This is a genomic window from Bacillus sp. REN16, from assembly GCF_020731355.1.
Classification (GTDB): domain Bacteria; phylum Bacillota; class Bacilli; order Bacillales; family Bacillaceae_L; genus Ferdinandcohnia.
The window spans coordinates 264,293-288,714 of sequence record NZ_JAJFZK010000005.1 but is presented as its reverse complement, the minus strand read 5'-3'; the positions used below and the strand labels follow the sequence as shown (position 1 = coordinate 288,714).

The 24,422-nt window shown below is 40.6% G+C and carries 24 protein-coding genes; 5 read left to right on the top strand and 19 right to left on the bottom strand.

Annotation, left to right across the window (positions count from 1 at the left end; all coding sequences use genetic code 11):
• Positions 1-28: 28 nt before the first annotated feature.
• The 5 genes from LKW28_RS08650 to LKW28_RS08630 all read right to left on the bottom strand — a co-directional run bounded on the left by LKW28_RS08650 (position 29) and on the right by LKW28_RS08630 (position 3,320).
• On the bottom strand, positions 29-259 hold the full coding sequence (locus LKW28_RS08650; protein ID WP_229139949.1) for a hypothetical protein: 231 nt from the start codon (positions 257-259) through the stop codon (positions 29-31).
• Positions 256-783 (bottom strand): RNA polymerase sigma factor, encoded by a 528-nt coding sequence (locus LKW28_RS08645; RefSeq protein WP_229139948.1) that lies wholly within the window; start codon positions 781-783, stop codon positions 256-258. Before LKW28_RS08645 ends, LKW28_RS08650 begins: the two co-directional genes overlap by 4 nt.
• Entirely contained in the window at positions 770-1,150 is a 381-nt protein-coding gene (locus LKW28_RS08640) for a hypothetical protein (protein ID WP_229139947.1), read from the bottom strand. The genes LKW28_RS08645 and LKW28_RS08640 overlap by 14 nt, the downstream gene beginning before the upstream one ends.
• A gap of 118 nt (positions 1,151-1,268) precedes the next feature.
• Positions 1,269-2,804 carry a carboxypeptidase M32 gene (locus tag LKW28_RS08635; protein WP_229139946.1) on the bottom strand — a complete coding sequence of 512 codons (1,536 nt, stop codon included), beginning with the start codon at positions 2,802-2,804 and terminating at the stop codon, positions 1,269-1,271.
• 228 nt (positions 2,805-3,032) lie between these two features.
• Positions 3,033-3,320: a hypothetical protein gene (locus LKW28_RS08630; RefSeq protein ID WP_229139945.1), complete on the bottom strand. Its 288-nt coding sequence runs from the start codon at positions 3,318-3,320 to the stop codon at positions 3,033-3,035.
• 162 nt (positions 3,321-3,482) lie between these two features.
• Here LKW28_RS08630 and LKW28_RS08625 point away from each other — a divergent pair, with 162 nt between their 5' ends.
• Positions 3,483-4,346, top strand: a complete 864-nt coding sequence (locus LKW28_RS08625) for a dimethylarginine dimethylaminohydrolase family protein (protein WP_229139944.1) — start codon at positions 3,483-3,485, stop codon at positions 4,344-4,346.
• Positions 4,347-5,121: 775 nt separating this feature from the next.
• Here the strand turns inward: LKW28_RS08625 and LKW28_RS08620 are convergent.
• The 8 genes from LKW28_RS08620 to LKW28_RS08585 form a co-directional block, all read right to left on the bottom strand.
• Positions 5,122-5,736: an ABC transporter ATP-binding protein gene (locus LKW28_RS08620; protein ID WP_229139943.1), complete on the bottom strand. Its 615-nt coding sequence runs from the start codon at positions 5,734-5,736 to the stop codon at positions 5,122-5,124.
• Positions 5,726-6,652 (bottom strand): ABC transporter ATP-binding protein, encoded by a 927-nt coding sequence (locus tag LKW28_RS08615; RefSeq protein ID WP_229139942.1) that lies wholly within the window; start codon positions 6,650-6,652, stop codon positions 5,726-5,728. The genes LKW28_RS08620 and LKW28_RS08615 overlap by 11 nt, the downstream gene beginning before the upstream one ends.
• 18 nt (positions 6,653-6,670) lie before the next feature.
• Positions 6,671-7,513: an ABC transporter permease gene (locus tag LKW28_RS08610; RefSeq protein ID WP_229139941.1), complete on the bottom strand. Its 843-nt coding sequence runs from the start codon at positions 7,511-7,513 to the stop codon at positions 6,671-6,673.
• Positions 7,514-7,515: 2 nt separating this feature from the next.
• On the bottom strand, positions 7,516-8,484 hold the full coding sequence (locus LKW28_RS08605) for an ABC transporter permease (protein WP_420708841.1): 969 nt from the start codon (positions 8,482-8,484) through the stop codon (positions 7,516-7,518).
• A gap of 17 nt (positions 8,485-8,501) precedes the next feature.
• Entirely contained in the window at positions 8,502-10,124 is a 1,623-nt protein-coding gene (locus LKW28_RS08600; protein WP_229139940.1) for an ABC transporter substrate-binding protein, read from the bottom strand.
• Positions 10,125-10,183: 59 nt separating this feature from the next.
• Positions 10,184-10,603 carry a nickel-responsive transcriptional regulator NikR gene (gene nikR / locus LKW28_RS08595; RefSeq protein ID WP_229139939.1) on the bottom strand — a complete coding sequence of 140 codons (420 nt, stop codon included), beginning with the start codon at positions 10,601-10,603 and terminating at the stop codon, positions 10,184-10,186.
• A 249-nt stretch (positions 10,604-10,852) separates the two neighbouring features.
• A complete protein-coding gene (locus tag LKW28_RS08590) occupies positions 10,853-12,055 on the bottom strand; it encodes a PDZ domain-containing protein (protein WP_229139938.1) in 1,203 nt (400 codons plus the stop codon).
• 573 nt (positions 12,056-12,628) lie between these two features.
• Positions 12,629-14,074, bottom strand: coding sequence for a S41 family peptidase (locus LKW28_RS08585; RefSeq protein WP_229139937.1), 1,446 nt, complete (start codon positions 14,072-14,074; stop codon positions 12,629-12,631).
• Between the two features lie 378 nt (positions 14,075-14,452).
• On the opposite strand from LKW28_RS08585, the gene LKW28_RS08580 reads away from it, so the two are divergent.
• Positions 14,453-14,881 carry a GNAT family N-acetyltransferase gene (locus tag LKW28_RS08580; protein WP_229140040.1) on the top strand — a complete coding sequence of 143 codons (429 nt, stop codon included), beginning with the start codon at positions 14,453-14,455 and terminating at the stop codon, positions 14,879-14,881.
• Between the two features lie 165 nt (positions 14,882-15,046).
• On the opposite strand, the gene LKW28_RS08575 is transcribed toward LKW28_RS08580, so the two are convergent.
• Complete coding sequence (locus tag LKW28_RS08575; protein WP_229139936.1) at positions 15,047-16,660, bottom strand: catalase; 1,614 nt, start codon at positions 16,658-16,660, stop codon at positions 15,047-15,049.
• A 293-nt stretch (positions 16,661-16,953) separates the two neighbouring features.
• Between LKW28_RS08575 and katA the strand changes: the two genes are divergently transcribed.
• The 3 genes from katA (at position 16,954) to LKW28_RS08560 (ending at position 19,803) form a co-directional block, all read left to right on the top strand.
• The gene (katA, locus tag LKW28_RS08570) at positions 16,954-18,417 is read left to right on the top strand and encodes a catalase KatA (protein WP_229139935.1); all 1,464 of its coding nucleotides are present in this window, start codon (positions 16,954-16,956) and stop codon (positions 18,415-18,417) included.
• A gap of 398 nt (positions 18,418-18,815) precedes the next feature.
• Positions 18,816-19,244, top strand: coding sequence for a Fur family transcriptional regulator (locus LKW28_RS08565; RefSeq protein WP_229139934.1), 429 nt, complete (start codon positions 18,816-18,818; stop codon positions 19,242-19,244).
• A 196-nt stretch (positions 19,245-19,440) separates the two neighbouring features.
• Positions 19,441-19,803 (top strand): hypothetical protein, encoded by a 363-nt coding sequence (locus LKW28_RS08560; protein WP_229139933.1) that lies wholly within the window; start codon positions 19,441-19,443, stop codon positions 19,801-19,803.
• Between the two features lie 44 nt (positions 19,804-19,847).
• On the opposite strand, the gene ftsX is transcribed toward LKW28_RS08560, so the two are convergent.
• The 5 genes from ftsX to LKW28_RS08535 form a co-directional block, all read right to left on the bottom strand.
• Positions 19,848-20,741 carry a permease-like cell division protein FtsX gene (gene ftsX, locus LKW28_RS08555; RefSeq protein ID WP_229139932.1) on the bottom strand — a complete coding sequence of 298 codons (894 nt, stop codon included), beginning with the start codon at positions 20,739-20,741 and terminating at the stop codon, positions 19,848-19,850.
• Entirely contained in the window at positions 20,731-21,417 is a 687-nt protein-coding gene (gene ftsE, locus LKW28_RS08550; RefSeq protein ID WP_229139931.1) for a cell division ATP-binding protein FtsE, read from the bottom strand. Before ftsE ends, ftsX begins: the two co-directional genes overlap by 11 nt.
• A gap of 267 nt (positions 21,418-21,684) precedes the next feature.
• Positions 21,685-22,695 carry an NERD domain-containing protein gene (locus tag LKW28_RS08545; RefSeq protein ID WP_229139930.1) on the bottom strand — a complete coding sequence of 337 codons (1,011 nt, stop codon included), beginning with the start codon at positions 22,693-22,695 and terminating at the stop codon, positions 21,685-21,687.
• Between the two features lie 454 nt (positions 22,696-23,149).
• Entirely contained in the window at positions 23,150-23,491 is a 342-nt protein-coding gene (gene cccB / locus LKW28_RS08540; protein WP_229139929.1) for a cytochrome c551, read from the bottom strand.
• A gap of 55 nt (positions 23,492-23,546) precedes the next feature.
• Entirely contained in the window at positions 23,547-24,413 is an 867-nt protein-coding gene (locus LKW28_RS08535) for a YitT family protein (RefSeq protein ID WP_229139928.1), read from the bottom strand.
• Positions 24,414-24,422: the final 9 nt, after the last annotated feature.

The following is a 24,422-nucleotide window of genomic DNA, read 5'->3' as shown; positions in this document are numbered from 1 at the left end:
CCAACTTCGGAACGGCCTCTACCCTTTTTTACAACAAAAAAAGCACGAATGTTAATGGCACCACAAATACCGGCAGCCATGCAATCGATAGAAACGCGGCCTTTTTATAGCCGATCTCTGGAAACGGAATGGACACCGGATTAAAAAACCAGTTTGCCATGCGACCTACCCTTGATTTTTTCATTGGGAAGTCTGGGACTTCTACGGTGAATTGATCGAGCTTTTCTTTTAATTCTTTTTCAAATTGATCTTCATTCAATCCTCATTCACCTCTAATTCTTGTCTTAGTTTTTTCAAAGCACGATGCAGCTTGGATTTGACCGTTCCGACTGGAATGTGCAGGATTGCGGAGATTTCTTTTTGTGTAAGATCGTGGTAGTAGGTTAGCAACACAATCGCGCGTAAATCTTCTGGTAGCAACCCTATTGCGGTTTGAACGGTTATTTTTTCATCGGCGTTTTCTTGATGTGTTTGTCGATCCGCCAAAATTGGCAGTAAAGTACGAAAAAAGTTCTGTCGCCTCAGCCTTGTCATCATTGTGTTATAGGCAATCTGGAAGAGATAGGTTTTGAACTTTCCCTTTTCCGGATCGAACTGATGAAACTTGCGATACAGTTTCTCAAAGGTGTCCTGAACAAGGTCGATGCTTAGCTGTTCGTTATTCGTATATCGAAAAATAAACTGATAGAGAGGGGCTTTGTAGACATTGTATATAACTTCCAACGCTTCTTTATCCCCTTGTTGAAGTTGCAGAAGTGCCTTTTCAACATTACTGTAACTCATCTGACCACCGCGCTTTAATTCCTTTATAGACATAGGCAAGCTTTGAAATAAACCAAATAAATGTAATCAAGCTGAAGACAAAGGTTTGATGGATGAAAAATTGGATAATTGGACTATTGATGGTGTCTCCTCGTAAAAGGAAAACCAAAAGCCCCGTGATACATAAAAAGGTATATACAGCCGCTATTGTTATAATCGTATCCCATCTTGACCAATAAAAATAGATGTTTGTTTTCGTAAAATCAATATCCCCCTTTTTATCACGGACTACTTTCTTATTCATCGAACCAATCACCACCGCAAAAACAGATCCAAGAATTGCTACAACAATGGAGCTCACAATCATTCCTGTAATCGACGTCATCATCAACTCTCCCCTTTTTATGTTCTTACTCCTTATACTAATGAAGTGAGGGAAAGGTTCATTTTTATTTTAATATGGAAAAAAGGCGACCTTCTCCAAAGAAGAATCGCCTACTAATTTATTAAAGTTGATAAACCTTTGTATACTTTTCTTCTAAATAATTCACTAGATATGTAGCGTTTAAGCTTTCACCAGTGACCTTCTTAATGAGTTCATCCGGAGTATAAATCGCACCGTGCTGGTGTATTTTTTCTTTTAGCCAATCCTGAATGACATTGAATTCTCCTCTTTCAATATGACCGTAGAAGTCAGGGAGTTCCTTTTTAATCGTATTCAAAATTTGTGCAGCATATAGGTTTCCTAGTGAGTAAGATGGGAAGTAGCCTAAGCCGCCAAATGACCAATGCACGTCTTGCAGTACGCCTAATGTGTCAGTAGGAGGAACAATGCCTAGATATTCGTTCATCTTTTCATTCCATACTTTTGGAAGGTCCTTCACTGCAATATCGCCACTGATCAGACCTTTCTCAATTTCATAACGGAGCATGATGTGCAGATTGTAAGTTAATTCATCTGCCTCCACACGAATGAAAGAAGGTTCCACAATATTGACCGCACGGTAAAAATCATTAACATCCAGACCACCTAATTGGTCAGGGAAATGATTTTGCAGGTCATGGTAGAACAGCTTCCAAAACTCCTCACTGCGCCCAACCATATTTTCTAAAAACCTTGATTGTGATTCATGAATTCCAAAGGATGTTCCAGAGCAGATGGAGGTTCCTTCTAATTCAGGGTTAATATTCTGCTCATAGATTCCGTGTCCCGCTTCATGAATGGTTCCAAAGATGGCAGAACGAACATTATCTTCAAGATAGCGAGTTGTAATCCTCACATCACCCGTATTAATCGATTGCGCAAATGGATGTACAGTCTCATCAAGTCGGCCAGCATTCATATCAAATCCAATGCGCGGGAGAAGGAATTTATTAAACTCTTTCTGAATATCCGCATCATAAAGCTTTTCAAAAACCTCACCATTTGGTTTAGAAGAGGACTGATTGATTCTGTTTAATAAATCGATACTGCTTTTTCGCAATTCGGCAAAAAGCGGATCCAGCTTTTTGACGGTCAATCCTGGCTCATATTCATTTAATAAGGCATTATATGGATGTCCTTCATATCCGTAATACTCGGTAAATTTCTTTTTAATCTCCACAATTCGTTCAAGATATGGCAGATAAACCTCAAAATTATTCGTTTCCCTTGCTTCTTCCCACGCATCGTTCGCATTCGAGGTTAACACGATATATTCATTGTACAGTTCTGATGGAATGCTTTTGGATTGCTGGTAAAAGTTATTCCGTTCTCGTACAGTTGCTTTCGTTACATCATCTAATTGGGGATACACATCTTCAGCAATTAATGCTTCAAGCAGCTCACCCATTTCTTTAGAAATCGATAATTTAAAGATTTCGGTTGATAATGTTCCAATGGAATTTGCAAACAAAGAGCGCCCTTTTTTTGGTGCCATGACTTTTTGATCCCAATCCGCAAGAGCTAACACACTATTGAGATGAGTGATTTTTTGATCTAATTCTTTAAATTGATTGACCTTCTCTTGAACTTCAATGGTTAATCCTTGTGTAATTGACATACTTTTTCCCCCTAACCTGAATATACATCCTGCATAATTAATTATAAATAAATTTAGAAAATTAACAATACTATTTAAAAAAGCGCTAGGCGCCTGGAGCTAGACATTGAAAAAAGAGAGCCAATTAGCTCTCTTCATGAGTTCAAGTCATACATGGAAAACTATGAGAGAAAAACAAAAAACGAGGGATTCGCTCCCTCGTTTTTCTTCATCCTGCTTATTTTGGGGTCATCTTCCATGACCTGGATAGTATCCGCTATGACCGTGATGGTAGCCATGGCCTGGATTATATGTGCCATGACCATGGTGATAGCCATGACCTGGATAATAGCCACCATGTCCGTGGTGATAGCCGTGGCCTGGATAATAACCGCCATGTCCGTGGTGATAGCCGTGGCCTGGATTATATGTGCCATGACCATGATGATACCCGGGTCCCGGGTTATAACCGACTGGAAAAGGCTGTATCGTCAGACCTGGCGAACCCCCGTAAATTCCAAATAGTTGTCTTTCCAAATTTTCTCCCCTCCTCAAATAGGCTGCACTTTAGTGTATGTGTCCATATAAGAGGGGGTGTCATGAAAAATGAGCTGTTTGGAGGAGGGCTTTTCTTGTCTTACAAACATATTCCTTCCGATTCCAGCAGATAATATGTTTATTAGCAAAGGAGGATTCCCAGTGGCAATCGAGCAAACAAATGAACCTTATAAAATTAGCTGTTATAGTGAATACGATGTGTTAAAAAAAGTAATCCTTTGCCAACCTCAATATATGACCATCCGAGATATCCTTAATGAAACACAAAAACATTATAAAGATGAGGGAATTAATATCGAGAAGGCTCTTGAACAGCATGACCATTTTGTAAAGATATTGCGTGATCACAAAATTGAAGTCATTTTACTGCCTTATCATAAAAAATATCCTGAACAAGTCTTTACGAGGGACATCGGATTTACCCTTGGGGAAACGGTATTTGTTGCTGATATGGCTAGTGAAATTCGAGGTGGCGAAGAAAATGTGCTAAAAGTCTGGCTCGAGGATGAAGAAATCTCCTACTATAATATCATTGGTCATCAAATTGAAGGTGGAGATGTGATTATCGATCGAGACCGGGTCTATATTGGATTGAGCTCTCGAACGAACCAAGAAGCGATTGATCACTTAAAAAAACTATTAAATAAGCAATTCGAAATTATTACCATCGATTTTGAAAAGAAATATTTGCATTTGGATTGTGTATTTAATATTGTTTCGCCGGACCTTGCATTAATTTATCCTCCTGCATTAAAACCTGAGAATATTGAATTACTTAAATCTAAATATGATTTGATTGAGGTTACTGATGAAGAGGCGTTTACACTTGGTACCAATGTATTATCTATTGGCGATAAAAAAATCATTAGTTTGCCTGTAAATAAAAAGGTAAATGAAGAACTTGAAAAGCGTGGCTTTGAAATTATCGAGGTTGATATTACAGAAATTATAAAATCCGGAGGTTCCTTCCGCTGCTGTACACTGCCGATTGAAAGAAAAATGTAATTTCTTAGGAATTCATTTACAGATAAAAATAGAGAAGTTTTAGCTAACGGGTTCCGTTAACTATCACAAACATTAAAAATGTATGTTAAAATGAGTGCCAATTTGCTGCATATGAAATTGATGCTCATTTTTTATTGGAGTAAAGCCATTTGTGCCGAAATTACATAAAAATTTGTATAGGAAAATGACCCCCAAATTGTAGGGGTACAATGGCTGTTGTACCCCTACAATTTGGCATACATTTTATCTTACAAAAGTGCTTAGAAACATAAGAAATCCTATCCTTAATTGAATACCCAGTGATATTTAAAATAAGCGGAGATATTTCCGTTAAATGCAGAATAGAGCTCTTTTCGGGGTTTATAGGGGGAAATTTTCCGCTTATGCAAAGAAAAATCCCCAATTTTTACGTTACTTGAGTCAATAGGGGAAATTTCTCCTCTTATTTACGCTATTTTTTAGCTTATTTACAAATTAAGAGGAATTTCTCCCTCTATTTTTTAAAATCCGGTCGTAAGCTGCCCCCTAACCTCTTTTCCAATCAAAAATGGCTCAGTGAACTGAGCCATTTTATTTTTAATTGCAAAAACAGATACAAGAAGCAGTACAAAATGGGCTACATTTTCGGGTTTTTCGACAGGAAACGGAACCCGTTAAGTTTTGGCTTCTCTATTTTTATTTTTCTTAGTTTAATCCAGCGAATTTATCGAATAAACATTTTTTAAAGTTTTTTTGTCGGTTAAAGAGTTAATTGTAATGGCAAAAAGTCCAATTTTTAGTATGAAGCATTTAAATGACCGAATTGAATCACTCGGTGACAAATTCTTTGCATCAACTTAGCTTCATGACTGACAACGACTATCCCCATGTTTCTTTTTTCGGCAATTTGAAGTACTGCATGCCATATCTGAGCTTGTGTGATTGCATCCAACATCGTTGTCATTTCATCTGCAATGAGAAAGCGTGTGTTTGGTCCCAATGCACGCGCAACGCAGAATCGCTGCAACTCGCCTCCAGATAACTCATTTGGCCAGCGCTCAAGCCATTCCCTCTTAATTCCAAATAAATCGAGTAACTCTTGGTCGGGGCTCCATCCTTCATGAAGAGTTTTCCGCATCTTCCAACGAGGATTCACTGCTTTTTCTGGATGCTGAAAGATTAATTGAACAGGATGATAGCCTTTTTTTCGTAACGGTTTCCCATCAAACGTGATAGTTCCCTCAGCAGGCTGTTCAAACCCTGCTAATAGACGACAAAATGTTGTTTTCCCACGTCCGCTTGGTCCAGTTATCCCAATGATTTCACCTGGATTTAAAGTGAGATTAACATCTTGAAATAGCCATGGTCCATTTTCATACCGAAATCCAATCCCTTTTGCCTCAATTTGCATGGATACACCTCACCATTCCATCCCTTAGTTCTCTTGCTTCTGGATGCTTTTCATGACATTCAGTGGTAGCTATTGGACAACGAGGAGCAAATAAACAGCCCGTTGGCAATTCACTCGATTGAGGCTGTGATCCTGGTATCGGAATAAATTCATTTTGAGGCAGAGCTCTCCATAAGGCTTTCGTATAAGGATGTCTTAGCGCCTCGCCCTGGTTCTTAAAATTTTTTACGGGAGCAATTTCTACGGTAGATCCGGCATAAAATACAGCAATTTTATCCGCAATTTGAAGAGCTGATTCGATATCATGCGTAATGAACATGACCGCTCTGCCGTTATCGGCAAACTCACGGATATTTTGTAAAGCTTCTTTCATAACAATGGGATCAAGGCCTGGGGTCGGCTCATCTGCAATAATCAGTTTTGCTCCGCTCACCATTGCAGTCGAGAGAAGAACCCTTCGCGCCATACCCCCGGAAAGTTGAAACGGATATAGCGTTTCATCTTCTTCACATAAGCGATAGCGTTCAAATACTTTACGCTGAATGGTGGTCGGATCCTCACTTCCTTTGACAGATGTGCGCACTTGTTTTCCGACCCGCATAAGCGGATCGAGAAAACTTACCGATTGAGGAACAATTGCGATTTCCGTTCCTCTCAACGCCTCTTGCCGAGCAGGGGTTAGAATCTCACCCTTATATTTAATCGTTCCACTCGTACTTGCATTGCTCGGAAGGATACCAAGAATGGCATGAGCGAGCAGACTTTTTCCTGATCCGCTTGCTCCAACAACAGCAAGGATTTCGCCTGCTTCTAATGTAATATTTAAGCTAGAAATCACTTGATTATGAATCTGTTTAAATCCAGCATTATATTGCTTAAACGAAACTGATAAATTCTCTACTTCAAGGATAGGCATTTCATTACTCCTTTACTTTTAATCATGCGCCCTAACCGGATCGAAAAGCATTCTGATATTTTCTCCGATATGATCGAATGCCCTCACAATCAACAGCAAGCAAAGCCCAGGGAAAAAGGCAAGCCACCACATACCCGTAGATAAGTATTTCATCGATTCTGACAGGATAATCCCAATTGCAGGTTCATGAGGAGACATCCCTAATCCTAAAAATGTAATGGCTGCTTCATGTAAAATAACATGAGGAAACATAAGCATAAAACCAATTAAAAGTTGCGGGAACACATGTGGAAGTATATGATGCATCGCAATCCACCATTTGGATTTCCCCATTTTCTGAGATACTTGCACATATTCTGCTGAACGAACTTGCATGACCTCTGCTCGAATAACACGAGCTAAGCTTGGCCAATGGGTTAGAGCGAGCCCAATTACAATCCCTTTAAATCCGCCACCTAATGTAAAGGCAATTAAAATCAAAGTGACAAGATGCGGCACGCTTAGAAAAAGATCAATGAGCCATGTGACAATAAGATCTGCAACTTTCCCCATTGTTGCCACCATGCCCAGGAAAAGAGCAATTGCCGTACTGCCAATTGCTCCAATCAAGCCAACCCATATACTTAATGAAAGTCCCATTACCGTTCGTGTGAACATATCTCTTCCTAACCAATCGGTGCCAAACATATGTTGAATAGATGGGGGCGCATTCCGATTTTGAAGATTAGTCGCTATTTTTCCTTCATCTACTAGAAAGCTTCCTAAAATGACAGTGACTAAAAAAAGAAAGGCTAAGAGAATCGAAAGGAGTGTCCACTGTCTTCTAGTCAGAGGGAATCGTTTACTAATACTATTATTCATTTCTAACGCCCCTCCCTCATCCTCGGATCTACCATTCGATAGATTAAATCCGCTATTAAATTACCAACAAAAACAAATAATGTACTAAAAATGACCAAGCCTAATAAAAGGGGAACATCCCCCCTTAAACCTGCCTCTACCGTTGCCTGTCCCAGCCCAGGATACGAAAAGACTTGTTCTGCCAGCACAGCTCCACCAAATAATTCACTAAACGCAGCGAATTGCAAGGTTATCGCTGGTAAAGCTATGTTTCTTAATCCGTGTCTCCAAAATAGGATGAAGCCTTGTTCACCCCTAGCTCTTGCGAATATGACATAATCGCTGGCAAGAACATCAATCAGCTTCTGTCTCGTGTGCATGGCGATATTTGCAACCCCAACTATACTCAGTGTAAGTGTCGGGAGGATCAGATGTTTAATTTTATCTGCAATTGTAACATCTTCGGCAAGTATCCCCGCTGGAACTCCCATGCCAATTGGAAACCATTTTAACCAGACAGCAAAGAAGATTAAGATAAGAAGCCCCATCCAAAAGGTTGGAGTGGAGGCTAAAGTAAAGCAGTACCATTTTATCAATCGATCAATCCATGTACCTTTTTTCATTGCAGCGACAACGCCCATAATAAATCCGATAAAACCTGATAAAATCCATGCCGAAATCATGAGAGCCAGGGAATTAATAAAACGTTCACCAATGATATCAGCTACAGGACGACGATAGATCATCGAAGTACCTAAATCTCCTCGTACCAAAGCTGAGCCCCAATTTAAGAATTGCACCATTACAGGTTGATCAAGACCCCAATATTTAGCAATCATATCTCTTTGTTCAGGACCAACCTTCAACAGATCAGCTCCAATATAGGCTTGAATCGGATCAATCGGAGAGTTTTTTATTAATAGAAAGGAAATAAAGCAGATGGCGACTAGCAAAGTCGCCATTCTTACTCCTTTTAATAATAGGAATTTCACTAGATTTTTCCCCACTATTACTCAGTCCATTTCCATTCCGTAATATTATCAGTCGCTGGCCAGCCATGACCATGAACATGGATTCTTTGTTCCCCAATATCTAATCCATCCTTCACTAAATACAAGTGATTCATGTTCACTAACCATGCCCAGGGAGCATCACCTTTCGCACTTAAACCTGTTGTACCGTCCCATTGAGCTTTTTTCCAAAATTCAATTGCTTCTTTTTCATCTGTAGCACGGAGCGCTTTTACAAAATAATCATCCACTGTTTTATTTTCATAATAGCCGGTGTTGTAATAGTCTACTCCTGCGAATTCACTGCTATATATATTGTACATTTCATGTGGGTCATGACTTCCCCAACCTAAAAGGACAGCACTCGAATGCATGTTTTTTTCAATCGCATCCCAGCTTCCACCCTCTAGCTTAATGTGAATCCCTAGCGGCTTCATCATATCAGCAACAGCGATGGATAACGATTGTCTAACGGCATCATTTGCTAAATAATAAAGTGTAAACTCCGCCTTTAAAGATCCTTTTTCGAGAATTCCATCCCCGTCCTGATCCTTCCAGCCCGCTTCTTCTAAAAGTTTCCTCGCCCCTTCCATATCAGCATCCTTAATCAATGTATCAGGATTCCACCATGGAAGACCATCAACTGATGTATAAGCTGGTGTTCCTTGCCCTTCTAACACTCCATCTACTAGTGCTTGTCGGTCAACAGCCATATTAATTGCATGTCGAATGGCAGGATCAGCAGTCACATCATTCCCAATTGGATCACCATCTTCAGTGAATTCTCCCGATTTTACAAACGGGAAAACAATACCTCGGTTATCAACGGTTTGAACAGATTCTAATCTCATTCCTGGAACTGTCTGAGTGCTAAATGCAGCAGGTATATAGGCAAGATCAACTTCTCCTGCTTGAGCAGCAGCAAAAGAGGCATCTTCGCTTAAAAATAAGAATGTGATTTTTTTAAAATAGGGCTGCTTGTCATAGTATTCAGGATTAGCTTCTACAATGACCTGTTGCCCTTTATCCCACTGAACTAGTTGAAATGGTCCCGATCCAATTGGGTTTTCCGCATAGTCTGCACCATAAGCATGTTTTGGGACAATCCCCGTTCCGATTAACGTATTCACAAATGTAGATTGAGGCTCTTTTAATGTGAATGTTACTGTGTAATCATCTACTGCCTCAACTTTCTCCAAGACATTCAAATCAACAACTGAGCCAGCTTTTGAAGCTGTTTCAAAGGTATACACAACATCGTCGGCTGTTAATGGCTGTCCGTCTGAGAATTTCACATCATCCCTTATTGTTACTGTCCAAACTTTACCTTCTTCATTCACGGTGTAGTTGGTTGCTAAATCATTCACAATATTAAGCTTGTCATCTCTTTTTAGCAGTGTGCTTTGGAATAGCGGTGAACCATAACGTCCCCAGCCTGTCGTTGGATCAAATCCTGTTTCAGGCTCCAATCCAAAGGCCAACACAAGCTCTTCCTTTTTCGTTTCATGATTTTTACTCGTATCGGTACTTGATTCATTGGGCTTCGATTGTGCACAGCCTGATAGTACCAATGAAAAAATAAAAATAGCTGTCAAAAGAATTCCAAACGATTTTCTTTTCAAATTATTCGCCTCATTTTTACTCTTGAATCCAAAAGTATTCTTCGATATGTAAGATGCCGCTATATGTTTTCAATCGGTGCGACTGTAAACTTTCCATACTGAACACCCTTTAAACTAGTTAGTTTATTACTGAGTATCTGGACTTCCTTCGCTTTTCCCTTTACGATAATGAGCTCAAGACAATTATTATGATCCAGATGAAAATGTGTTGTGGACATGATCAAATCATGCATTTCATGTTGGGTTTTTGTCAGTTCTTCTACTAAATTTCGTTTGTGATGGTCATAAAATAGTAGAATGCTTCCTGCAACTTGTTTGTCATCCTTTTCCCATGAGTGTTGGATCAGCGCATCACGAACCAGGTCTCGAATCGCTTCCGAGCGATTTTCATACCCTTTCTGCTGAACTAAGCTATCAAACTTTCGAAGTAAATGCCCCTCCATCGAGATCCCAAATCTTTTTAACTTTGAATCTTCCATTATTTCCTCCTAAATTTTTAATTGTAATCATCCCATTATTGGATATGTATTTCCGCGATTAAGTGACACGTTTATTGTCATTTGTAACACCATAGTACAGATATATATTAATATCCTACTCGTAATTATTCAACCACATAATACTTTTTCCATAACAAAAGAGAAACGTCCTAAGCCGTTTCTCTTTTAGTTTTGATTAAATGCTATTTCGTAAATTTATAAGATTCTTTCCGGAAGAATTAAGAACAATTATACCGCTTTATGTTTCCATCCCTTACCCTCGTTCACAAAAAGGAGGCCAAGTTCGTGATGCTCACCTTCGTATAGTGCGCGCTGCACGTATCTAACCTCACCGCTAGTGTCTAACACATCGAGCTTACATAAAGCGCGATTTTTTTGCAGGGCGATGTAAAATTCTTGCACGGTTTTAACCTGAATGCCGTTGACCTTTGAAATCGTCTCACCGATTTTGATTTGCATTTTTTCAGCAGGCGAATGTGGAATAATCCCAAGAACGAGCACACCTTGGTTTCGTTGTGAAAAAATCGATGGTTTCGATTCATCCATGAAATAGTGCTGCAGGTATATAAGTTCACGTCCCGCCATTGCAAAACATGCTGCAATAATGGCCGTAATTGGAAACCAGATACTCGCGATCGCTAAGCCAGTAACGACGATTCCTAATAAAATGACGCGTTTTCCGACAATCGGGATACTTTGTGTTGGAAGCATGCTTTTTACTTTATGATAAAAACCGATTCCGAACGGTACTAAAATCAGTGAGTATGCTTGTCCAGACACAGTGAAAACCGGCCACCATTCATAATGTGTGGTGAGCACTTCCCCAGGCATCAGTAAAAATACAGGTGCAAGCCATAATCTTTGAGATATATGAGCACCCACCGGAAGTCCGCGTTTACTTTTTAAAAGATCTGGTGACGTACCAATATGACCTTTTTTCAGGATCAGAATTCCTTCCGCTAGTAAAAGGGCTCCTAGTAAAAGCGCAATTGAAGCTAGGCTTGTGTTACCCATGTCGTCTAGCAATCTCGTAATAAATTTATTCTCAACTGATAGTTTGGAAAGTAAAATAATTCCGAAAAACGATACTCCTAAAATATAGGCCGGAGATAGTAAACGTGTTTTGATTGGCAAGCTAAGTAATAGTGTGACGATCGCGATTAATACGATACTTCCGAATGGGATCACTACACCAGCTGCGATGGTTATGGCGGATATGAACAGTCCTGCGAGCCAGCCGCCTGGAAGGAGTGATCTTAGGTCGAAAAATCCGTCTTCTACCCTGATATGAAAGGCCCGGCGCTCACGTTTGACTCGGAAATAGCCTAAAAGCACACAGTACCCCACGAAATAATAAAACAATGGATGGAGGAAGAATCGTCCAATCCCTTTTGCAAATTCAAGTAACCATGTCTCAATCAATCGTTTCACCACCTATGGATTTGACTTGATATGTACAAATTTTACGTTCGATTTACTAACTTTTATTGTACCAAATACTTGACATAAAGTGAAACTCAATCAGTGAGGGAGTTTCTTCCTCACTCACTGATTGTTAGTTGAGGCCCACACGATGTGGGTCACAAAGACGTTGCCACAGGATGTGGAGTTCTTAGTCTTTGTTCATATATAGGGCTTTTACGGGAAGTTAAGCCCCACCAAAAGTGGGGGTCTTACTGCCCGTTAATGCGGGGTAAAACATACGTTGATTTTTATGGAAAAGAGATGTTGAGGTTCGAAGATTTGGCTTTGTCCGATATATTTTAATCTTTGTCCGATATATTAAGATTATTGTCCGATATATTTTCATCTTTGTCCGATATCTGGCGAAGTTTGTCCGATATATTCAAAATTTAGTCCGATAACCGCGCCCAGGGTTGTAAAGTGACCACAGATCCCAGGGGACAACCACAAAGCCCATTAGTTACTCTGCCTTCCAGGCAATCCGGAAGGCTTTTAACCAAACAAAAACACCTCTCCGACTAGGAGAGGTGCAGGAAAATCTTATTTAAACAATACTTCCATTGCTTTTTTGAGCTGTTGGTCGTTCTTTTCGTCACGTATGGATTCGATGACTTTTGCTTCGAGAGCGCTGGCTGTTTTTTCGTTGATTGTGCCAGTGTCATCTAGATTATTTGCCATTTGGAATGCTTTTACGGCAATGACTGTTTCTCCGCTGAAATATCCATCTTCACGGCCTGGGTCGAAACCTAGTCCATTCAGCATGATTTGTGCATTTTTTATTTTTTCGTTGTTCATGTTTTGCGTAAGCTCTTTTTCAAACTGAATTGGGTTCGCATAGAAGTACTCAGGTTGTTTCACTTCTACCGTTGGTTCAATTCCTTTTTGGTGAATCCAATTTGCATCTGGTGTTAACCATTTGAACATGGTTAATTTCAGGTTGCTGCCGTCCCCCATGTCGCGCGCCTGTTGAACTGTTCCTTTACCGAATGTTTTTTCACCGACGATATCATAGCCGCCAGCTTCTTTTAACGCACCTGCTAAAATCTCGGACGCAGATGCACTACCCCCATTTGTTAGCACAACGATCGGATAGTCCTTTGGTTTTTCAAGAGTGGAGAAGAAGCGCTGCTTTTCGCCATTTCTGTTTTCAATTTGAACATATGGCTTATCCTTTGTGACAAGCTGTTTTAAAATTTCCTCAACACTTTCGAGAAGGCCGCCTGGATTGCCACGAACATCGATGATCAGACCTTCCATGCCCTTTTCCTCTAACTCATTTAATCCTACAATGAAATCCTCCGCTGTATCTTGTGCGAATGATGTGATTTCAATATAGCCAATTTTTTTATTATTGTTCTCTTTTAAATCTGTATATACCGTTTCAATCGGAATCGTGTCACGGGTTACTTTGACATCCATTACATTTGTGACACCCGGTCTCATCACTTGCAGTGTCACAACGGTTCCTTTTTCACCACGGATTTTTAAAACGGCTTCGTAAAGATCAAGGCCCTCGATGCTATTTCCATCAATTTTGATGATTTGGTCATTTGGTTTTAGCCCTGCTTTTTCAGCCGGTGAATCCTTGAATGGTGCGACAATGGTGACCTTGCCTTCCATCATGCTAACCTCTGCGCCGATTCCCTCAAAGGATGATTCCAGTGATTCATTGAATTGGGCAGCTGTCTCTTCATCCATATATGCAGAATAAGGGTCCTCCAGCGTGCTAACCATCCCCTGAATGGCACCCTCAATTAATTGTTTTTCATCCACTTTTTCAACATAGTTTGTTAAAATCATCTCGTACGCTTGACTGATTTTGGCTAGGCTTTTTGTATTTTCTTTTTTAGTACCTTCATTGTTTTGGGCTGGCTGCTGAACGAGTGGTTGTTCGTCTTGACCCTGCAATTGGATGACCAAAAACGTAACACTCGCTCCTAATAGTAGGGATAGTACCATGTATAATGCGACAATTTTACGACTCACCTATTGTTCCTCCTCCGTAACGATTACAAATACAAATGCATACCGTTAATTTTTGTAGCTTTTATGTTCTTATTCATCCCCTCACTCACGATGGATAGTCGAAAAGGCTCATTCGAAAAAAGGCTTGGAACTTTTTGACTATCCCAGTGGAATTGCAGGAAAAGGCACCACACATGCGTTAGTGCGATGCCTTTGTATAAAAATATGTAATGCTTGTACAGTTTATGACAAAAATGAGGGCATGCCTCAATACGCAATTGGTAAAAATTTCGTTCCTTTTCTATTATAAAAGTTTTTTAAGAATGAAGTAAAGAAAAATGTAGTAACTCATGTGCTTCCGCAGTATGATAGAAGAAATCTTTTTGAGGAGTGATGGTGTTGGCGTATGAAATTCGTGAGTTAATAACTGATGATGAGTGGAAAATGGCGTTCCCGGTTATGAAGCAGTTGCGGACACATTTGGGGATCGAGGAATTTGTGGTGATAGCGACTCAGATGAAGCCTCAGGGCTATCGATTGTTTGCATTAGTAGATGAGGGTAAAGTTGTGGCCGTCACTGGCGTTGCCCAGCAGCTCAATCTATATTACGGAAAGAATATGTATGTGTATGATTTAGTGACGGACGAAGCAGGTCGCTCGAAAGGCTATGGTGAGGCACTTCTATCTTATATACATGAGCTTGCGCGGGAATTGGGCTGTGGCAAGGTGGCGTTGACGTCTGGGCTGCAGCGAGTGGATGCGCATCGTTTTTATGAGGAAAAAATGGGATATGAGCGGAAAAGCTATGCGTTTGTTAAAGAATTGTAAAAAAGGTCAGGTACTGCTATTGGCCATAAATTTTTTTTATTAGCCGTATTTTCATTTTATTAGCCATATTTTTCGGCTATTAGCCGTATTTTATTTTTTTAGCCGTAAATTGTGGCTTTTGGCATAAAGAGCATCGGTCTCATTCGAAACCGATGCCCCACATTTTTAATACCCGTCTGTTTTTTGTCCCATGTTTTTAGACTTCTCAACTGCTTCGTCCGCTGCTGTTGAGCTTGTGTCCATTGCTTGCGCAAGTCCCTCCCTAACACGTCGGCCATAATCCTCGTCGGCATTTGTGAAGTACTCGAGCATTTTGTTTTGGATTTCTGGCCGGCAAACTTTTAGGTTCTCCACCAGATTGCTGATGAGTTCCTCCCTTTCTGCATCCGAGAAACTTCGATAGGTCTCACCTGCTTGTCCAAAGTCATTTGGGCGATCAATTCTTTCACGAACGAGGTTGTCATCATAATGCGGCTCATGAATTTTGCCTTCCTGTTTCGCTTCCTTCAATCCGCCTATCATGGATGGTTCGTAATTGCTATGCGGATTGCCACTTGGTGGCACATCGGCATAGTACGACATCATCCCGCCACGCTGATTGGTGGCAACACGCTTTTTCGGAGCATTAATTGGCAGCTGCAAATAGTTCGTTCCAACACGGTGCCGCTGCGTATCTGAGTATGAGAATGTTCTGCCCTGTAACATTTTATCATCAGAAAAATCTAGCCCATCCACGAGGACACCTGTACCAAATGCAGACTGTTCGACTTCATTAAAATAATTCTCAGGATTCTTGTTTAACACCATTTTACCGACTTTCATGAATGGAAACGTATCTGTCGGCCAGAGCTTTGTATCATCAAGTGGATCGAAATCGAGCTCAGGATGATAATCGTCACTCATGATTTGTACATAAAGCTCCCACTCCGGATAATCACCACGCTCGATTGCTTCGTATAAATCTTGCGTTGCATGGCTCACATTTGTCCCCTGGATTTCATTTGCTTCTTTTTGAGTTAAATTTTTGATTCCTTGCTTTAATGGCTCCCAGTGATACTTCACTAATACAGCCTCACCATCCTGATTTACCCATTTATATGTATTGACACCAGATCCTTGCATTTGGCGATAATTCGCCGGAATCCCCCATGGTGAAAAAAGGAATGTAATCATATGTGTAGCTTCGGGTGTTTTAGATAAAAAATCAAACATTCTTTCAGGATGTGATAGATTTGAGACTGGATCTGGTTTAAACGCATGAATCATATCCGGAAACTTCATCGCATCGCGGATGAAAAAGATTTTTAAATTGTTTCCGACTAAATCCCAGTTCCCATCCTCGGTATAAAATTTGACTGCAAACCCGCGTGGATCTCGTGCCGTTTCAGGAGACTCCATGGCACCTGCAACCGTTGAAAAACGTACAAAAACTGGGGTCTTTTTTCCCGCTTCTTGGAATAGCTTAGCTCGCGTATATTTGGCAATCGGCTCGTCCCCAACCTTTCCGTACGTTTCAAAATACCCATGTGCACCAGCACCTCTTGCGTGCACGACGCGTTCTGGAACTCGCTCACGGTCAAAGTGGGATATTTTTTCAATGAAATCGTAATTTTCTAATGTAGAAGGGCCACGATTTCCGACCGTTCGGATATTTTGATTATCTGTAACCGGGTGACCCTGCCTATTTGTTAATGATTCAGCAGATTCCCCTGTACCTAATCGCTCGTCGAGGGGCCCGCCCACTCCTTCTACGCTTCCATGATGCTTTTTATCATTCATGTCGCATATCCTCCTAAAATGGAATATCTACGTAATTATTTCCATTTGCTTCTATTCCTATGTAATCGAAACTTGTCGAAACTTTTTTCATTCTCAAAGAAGGATAAAAATGAGTCCTAATTGAAAATTAATAGAATAGAATTCATATTCTAGAAGTGAGTTATCGCTATTATTAAGTGTTTATTAACATTAAAATCTATCCACATTATAATAATTATAATAAAGTATTGATTTTTAATTTATAGATGTTATTATAATATATGTATTAAAAACTACTTCAAGAGGTGATCTAGTTGAGTAACTATAATCTAACAACAAGCTGGGGTGCACCAGTAGGCGATAACCAGAATTCAATTACAGCTGGTTCAAGAGGACCTGTCCTAATCCAGGACGTACACCTCCTAGAAAAATTAGCACATTTTAATAGAGAACGGGTTCCTGAACGTGTTGTACATGCGAAAGGCAGCGGTGCGCACGGTTATTTCGAAGTAACAAATGATGTCTCAACATATACAAAAGCAAAGTTGTTTAATGGTGTTGGCAAGCGTACTCCTTTATTCATCCGTTTTTCAACGGTGGCCGGGGAAAATGGTTCTGCTGATACTGTACGTGACCCGCGTGGTTTTGCGGTCAAATTTTATACAGAAGAAGGAAACTATGATATCGTTGGTAACAACACACCGATTTTCTTCATCCGTGATGCGATTAAGTTCCCTGATTTTATTCATACGCAAAAGCGTCATCCTCAAACACATTTGAAGAATCCAACGGCTGTATGGGATTTCTGGTCTCATTCACCTGAATCCTTACACCAAGTGACTTGGTTAATGGGTGACCGTGGGATTCCGGCGACATGGCGTCATATGCATGGCTATGGAAGCCATACATTTAAGTGGACAAATGCTGAGGGTGAAGGAGTTTGGATTAAGTATCATTTCCGCACAGAACAAGGCGTGAAAGCTCTAGCACCAGACCTTGCCGAAAAACTAGCTGGGGAAAATCCTGATTATCATACGGAAGATCTGTTCAACGCAATTGAAAAAGGGGACTTCCCTGCTTGGAAGCTTTACGTGCAAATCATGCCATTGGAGGATGCGAATACATATCGTTTCGATCCATTTGATGTAACGAAAGTTTGGTCCCAAAAGGACTATCCATTAATTGAGGTAGGCCGCATGGTATTAGACCGCAACCCTGAGAACTATTTTGCAGAGGTTGAACAAGCTACATTCTCACCTGGAACATTAGTGCCTGGTGTTGATGTATCACCTGACAAAATGCTTCAAGGCCGTTTGTTTGCCTACCATGATGCAGCTCGTTACCGTGTTGGCGCAAACCACCAAGCACTTCCAATCAACCGTGCAAGAGTGGATGTGAATAACTATCAACGCGATGGTCAAATGCGCTTTGATCATAACGGTGGCAATTCCGTATATTACGAGCCTAATAGCTTTAGCGGTCCAAAAGAAGTTCAGGAAGCGAAGCAGCATCCATTCCCAGTGGAAGGTATTGCAGATAGTGTAGCTTATGATTCAGACGATCATTACACCCAAGCTGGTGACCTATACCGCTTAATGAGCGAGGAAGAGCGCACTCGTCTTGTTGATACAATTGTGGGTGCCATGAAGCCAGTTGAACTAGAAGAAATCAAGCTTCGTCAAATCGAACACTTCTACAAAGCAGACCCGGAATACGGTACCCGTATCGCAGAAGGTCTTGGACTAGAAGTACCTGGTCAGGTTTTAGCAACAAAGTAAAAAGAAATGCGGAAGCGCCTCGATCAGCCCTGACAAGCACAAGAAAAGCTGGCTAGAAGGTTGCTCTTTAACCTTCTCGACAGATTGGCTTGTGACCTCGAGGGGCTAGGCGCTGAAGCTAGACATAGTAGTTTCATTTCATTTTATTCTCACATATAATAGGTATCCGCCTACCGGGTACCTATTCTAATCAAATGCGCCTTGGCGTATTTGCGCCCGATTTTTAGGCCCAGACGAAGTGGGTCATAAAGACGTTGCCACAGGAAGTGGCGTACTTAGTCTTTGATCTTACTGCTCGAAAAGTTTCCTTCAAAAAATCGTGGCATCCGCCGGAGGCCTTAACTTTAAACAGGCTTTAGCTGGTTAAAGTTAAATATCTGAAAAAGAGGTTGTTAATCGTGCAGGAACAAATGGCAGAACTCATACCCTTTTTAAAAGAACGTGGCTTACGCATTACGCCTCAACGAACCTTAATCTTACAAACTATCCTTTCCTTGAAAGGCCATCCTACGGTGGAAGACATACATCGTCAAATACCGCATATTAGCCTTGCCACCATTTATAACAATATCAAACTGTTTGTTTCACTACGGATTTTAAAAGAACTGCCCTATGGCAATGGGTTAAGCAAATATGAACTTGCTAATCAGCCAAATCACTATCATATTTTATGTGAATCATGTGGGGAAATCATTGATTTTAAGTATCCAACCCTCTCCCAAATTGAGAATGTCGCCTGCAAGTTAACGCAGTTTAAAATTTTCTCGCATCAGATGGAAGTATATGGACTTTGTCAATCGTGCCAGAAAGAAGAAGGTGATGTGTAAATGCCAAAAACAATCTGTCCAACCTGCAAAACGGAAATCAAAATCCTTAAACATAGCACCAGCTGTGAATGTGGGATGAAATTAAAGAAAGCCAAAACAAAACTTGTAGGATAGGGCTCGACTTAGCGGTCGGGTTTTTTTATTGCAAATTCCTTTAATCCCGGAGTAACCACACAAGCCATGGGTGAATAACCTAGTGGTGCAAAGGAGGGATTATTATATGATGAACTACAATCCATACGGCATGCCCATGTCACAGGGGCATGACATTAAACACACATGCCACAATTTAAAGAATTATTATGTCATCGGACAAATGCATGATGGCTCGCAAATGGAGGGCATCATCGAGGATATGGACGATGAGGGAGTAACGATGCTTGTACCTGAAGAAGTTGAAGAGGCTGAAATGGGGCCTGAACGTCAATTTGGCGGGTATGCTGGCTTCGGAGGATATGGTGGTTATGGTCGGAGACGCTTTCGCCGCTTCCGCCGTCGTCGTTTCCCATATAACTTTTTCGTATTCCCATTCTTCTTTCCGTTCCCGTTCTATTATTAATAGTAAGCGCGAAAAAGCACACCTTTGTGGAGGTGTGCTTTTTCTTATACTTTTAAGAACTTTCGAACAGACATTAAACTTCCCCAAACTCCAATAAATGCACCAATTAGAAGCAGCAGCCCCGTTACTTGGAATGCAAATGGATTGAATGCTAAAAGCTCCAGGAATGTTCCGTTTAATTGTGGTTGAATTAAATCATATAGGAAATTATAGAATCCGAGAATAACACCAATTGGTATCAAAGAACCTAGAATTCCAAGGAATAATCCCTCAAGGAAAAACGGCCAGCGGATAAACGAATTTGTTGCGCCAACTAGCTTCATAATCTCAATTTCTCTTTGTCTCGCAAATATCGTAATTTTAATCGTATTTGAAATTAAGAACATAGCTGTGAAAAGAAGTCCGATGATCAGCCCGATTCCAATGTTCCGTGAAACACCAACGGTACTAAAAATCTTTTCTACTTTCCCTTTTCCATAGTTCACACTGTGAACATACTCCATTTTTTCAACCTGCTCGGCAACCTTCATGATATCCTGTGGTTGCTTCGTTTTCACGACAAACACATCATGGAGTGGGTTACCTTGCTCATACATTTGAAAGACCTTACCATCCTCACCAAAGCTTTCGATCATTTTCTGAAGCTCTTCATCCTTTGATGAGAAGACGACATCGGCAACCTGCGGAATTTTTACAATTTCCGCTTTTAATGCGTCCTGTTGTTCCTTTGTTGATGTTAATTCGGTGTGAACACTAATGCGGACGTCCTTTTCAAGAGAAGTCGCCATACTGTTTAGGTTCATCATGATCACTAAAAATACACCTACAAGCAGTAGCGTTACAGTTACGGCGCTGACAGATGCAAATGTCATCCAGCCATTACGCCCAAGGTTTTTTGTACTTTCTCGAAAATGACGGCGGAGTGTGTTAAGCTTCATAGCCGTAATCACCCCTTACTTCATCCCGTGCGATTTTTCCACTTTCAACCGCAATTACGCGTCTTTTAATCGTATTTACAATTTCACGGTTATGTGTTGCCATAACGATGGTTGTCCCACGAAAATTAATTTCTTCAAAAATGTTCATAATTTCCCAAGATGTTTCCGGGTCAAGGTTACCCGTAGGCTCATCCGCAATAAGCGCGCCTGGAGAGTTTACAATAGAGCGCGCAATCGACACACGCTGCTGCTCCCCACCAGAAAGCTCATCCGGTAAATGTCTTGCTTTATGCTTGAGACGAACAAGATCGAGCACGTCCATTACACGTTTTTTAATATTCTTCGGGTTTTCTTCGATTACCTCAAGCGCAAACGCCACATTTTCATATACAGTTAAACGCGGTAAAAGCTTGAAATCCTGGAACACAACCCCGATATTTCTTCGGAGCATCGGAACCTTTTTTTCCTTTAATTTACCAAGGTCAATCCCGTTTATGACGATGGAACCCTTAGTCGGTTTCTCTTCACGGTACATCATTTTAATAAAAGTTGACTTTCCCGCTCCACTTGGGCCAACGACATACACGAACTCACCCTGTTCGATTTTAACATTTATACCATTAACGGCCATGACGCCGTTCGGATACTTTTTGTAGACATCCTTCATTTCTATCATTACGAATCACCTATCATCGTTTTTTTATCCCTCGTCCACTGGAAGTAAGGCCTCCACCGGATCCGTGGAGGATTGCGTTTGTTAAGTTAGTAATCTTTCAAATGGAAATAGAAGCGCGAATGCCCATTTAGGCATACGGCGCCCCTATTAAACTATGCAACTTAAATATATAAGTCAAAAAGTAAACCAGTTAGTTTACTTTTTCCATTATAACATCATTATTCGTCAAAAAACGACTAAAAATATTACATTTTGATTTCATGGCAGTTAAGGATGTGTTGTGGACAGGGTTCGGGTGGTGGTGTGTAAATATTGGTATTGGGGGAGGTAGTAGGTTCTTCCTTTCTTCTCTCCTGTATATTCTAGATTCATGGATTTTAATAAACGGAAAATATATTTGCTTGAAGGAATTTGCAAAAAATCCCTCAATTCTTCATTTGTGATTGTAGGTTTTATGAGTAAGGCGTAATCTTCGATGGTCTGATTGAAGGCATTTTTTGATTTTGTATCGCAATTTTCACAATACCAATGACCTTTTTTTCTATCAATTGGAAGGGCGAAACATTTTGGACAATGAACACCATTTCGAATTTCAGATTGTCGAATTGAAAAACGCGCAATCAAGTCAGGTTTTTTGGGTGTATGGTGCTTTTCAATCGTCCCCGCTATTTTTCTCATTTCCTTCATTGTCAACGTCTCTTTAGTATGTCTTTTTTCAATTTTTTCAAAAGTAAAAGGGAGATTGGCGCTATGCATCACTTTTGTGAAAATACTAGGTCTTGAGGACTTAATAATGGTTTTTGAGTCACTTATAATGACCAAAAATTCGATTGGCAAGATTGGAAGTTTCCGCCGTTTGAGCCAGTTTGTTAATTGGCGGGTGTGACGTCTAGCTTGTAGGATCGGATTTGTCATTCCTTCTTCTTCATTGTTGAATGTGCGGATCATTTGATTTGATTCATCCTCAAAATAAAGAGTCCCAGCTATATTTTTAATTTCCAGGATTAAGATAAAATGTGGGGTTATCATGAGTGTGTCAATTTGGAAATAGGATTTGCCGTATGGAAGTCTGATATCGTGGAGGATAAGAATTTCGGGTGTATCAATGAGGTCAAAATAATAGTTTAAGGAAAGTTCTCCTCGGTATCCCTTCTTTCTTTTCGCTAATTCGACTTGAATTTGAGGAATTTTCGGATGATCAGGCCTCAATCTCCTAATGAGTGCGACAAGGATTAAAATTTCAATTGGAATTGTTCGTGCTTTTTTTATCAAATACATCTACTCCTTTTTGGTTATAAACAAGATTTCGACATTATTTTGGTTATTCCTGCATTCTTTTAAAATTTTGGTTTTCTAAAAGCCTTCCGGATCTTCTGGAAGGCCGAGTATCTAATGCGGGTTGGGAGGTATCGGACAAAAATTTGGGTTTATCGGACAATGGGGGACAGATATCGGACATTGCCGAGGTTTTATCGGACAATCATCTTAATTTATCGGACATACCGTATAATCCAGGCCATATTAAAAGCCTTCCGGTTCACCCGGAAGGCAGAGTATCTAAAGCGGGTTGAGAGGTATCGGACAATAAATTGGGGTTATCGGACAATGGAGACCAGTTATCGGACAATGCCGAGGTTTTATCGGACATTTATCTTAATTTATCGGACATACCGCATAATCCAGCCCATATAAAAAGCCTTCCGGTTAACCCGGAAGGCCGACATACTAATTATTATTTTTTCTCAGCTAGCCATGCAGCAACTGCGTCTTTTTCTTCACCTTTGATGAGTCCACCTGGCATAGCGCCTTGACCATTTTCGATGATTCCTGCAATTTCGTCTTGGCTGTACTTAGATCCTACTTTTGTAAGGTCAGGACCTGCACCTCCAGCTAAATCTTTACCATGACAAGATGCACAGTTTTGTTGTGCGACTTCTTCAGCATTAACGGTAGTAGCCCCGCCGTTATCGCCTGCTGGCTCATTTGCTGCATTGTCGTCGTCCCCACCACCACATGCTGCTAGAGCGAATACAAGCGTTGTACCTAATAGAAATCCAAATAGCTTACGTTTCACAAATTTTACCCCCTGTAATAAATTTTTCCATTATACAATGTTTATTATACCCCTTTTACGCCCTTTTAAAACCCTCTCCTAATACCTCTGCAGCGTCCATAACGACCACAAATGCAGATGTATCAATGCTTCGAACCACTTGTTTCAATTTTGTGAACTCTTTCTGATCAACCACACACATCAGCATTGGGCGTTCATCGTCAGTGTAGCCCCCATATCCAGAGAGCTTTGTTACCCCTCGATCCAATTTGTCAAAAATCTCTTGTCTCACTTCATCCTGGTTATTCGTAATAATGAGAGCCATTTTCGAATTGCCAAGACCAACCTGTACCAAATCAATCGTTTTACTTGTGACAAAAAGTCCAATCAGTGCATAAAGCCCACTCTCAATATCGAACACGATTGCAGCTGTTAACACGATCAGGCCATCGATGAAAGCGACACATTTTCCAAGCGAGATTCCTGTATACTTATGAACAATTTGGGCGGCAAGGTCTGTTCCACCTGTTGATGCATTGCCTCGGAATGTGATGCCAAGTCCCAGACCTATTCCGATTCCTCCGAATAAAGCTCCGAGCAATGGGTCAAGCGTTGCTGGCTCCAGATTTCTTGAAAGATAAACAACAAATGGTAGAAAAATAGTGCCGATAAGCGTCCGGGCACCATATACCTTTCCAAGAAAAATGACTCCTGCAATAAACAAAGGGATATTAAAAGCCCATTGAACATAGGCTGCTTCCCATCCAAAAAGGGAGTTCAGGATTGTACTAATCCCGCTTACACCACCAGATGCAACCCTATTCGGCAACAAAAACAGATTAAATGAAAGAGCCACCGTGGCTGAACCAAGTAGTATGTATATGTATTCCTTTACCGTTTGAAGTGTTGGATGTACTTCGTGCTGACGTTTTCTTCTATTCATGAAAATACC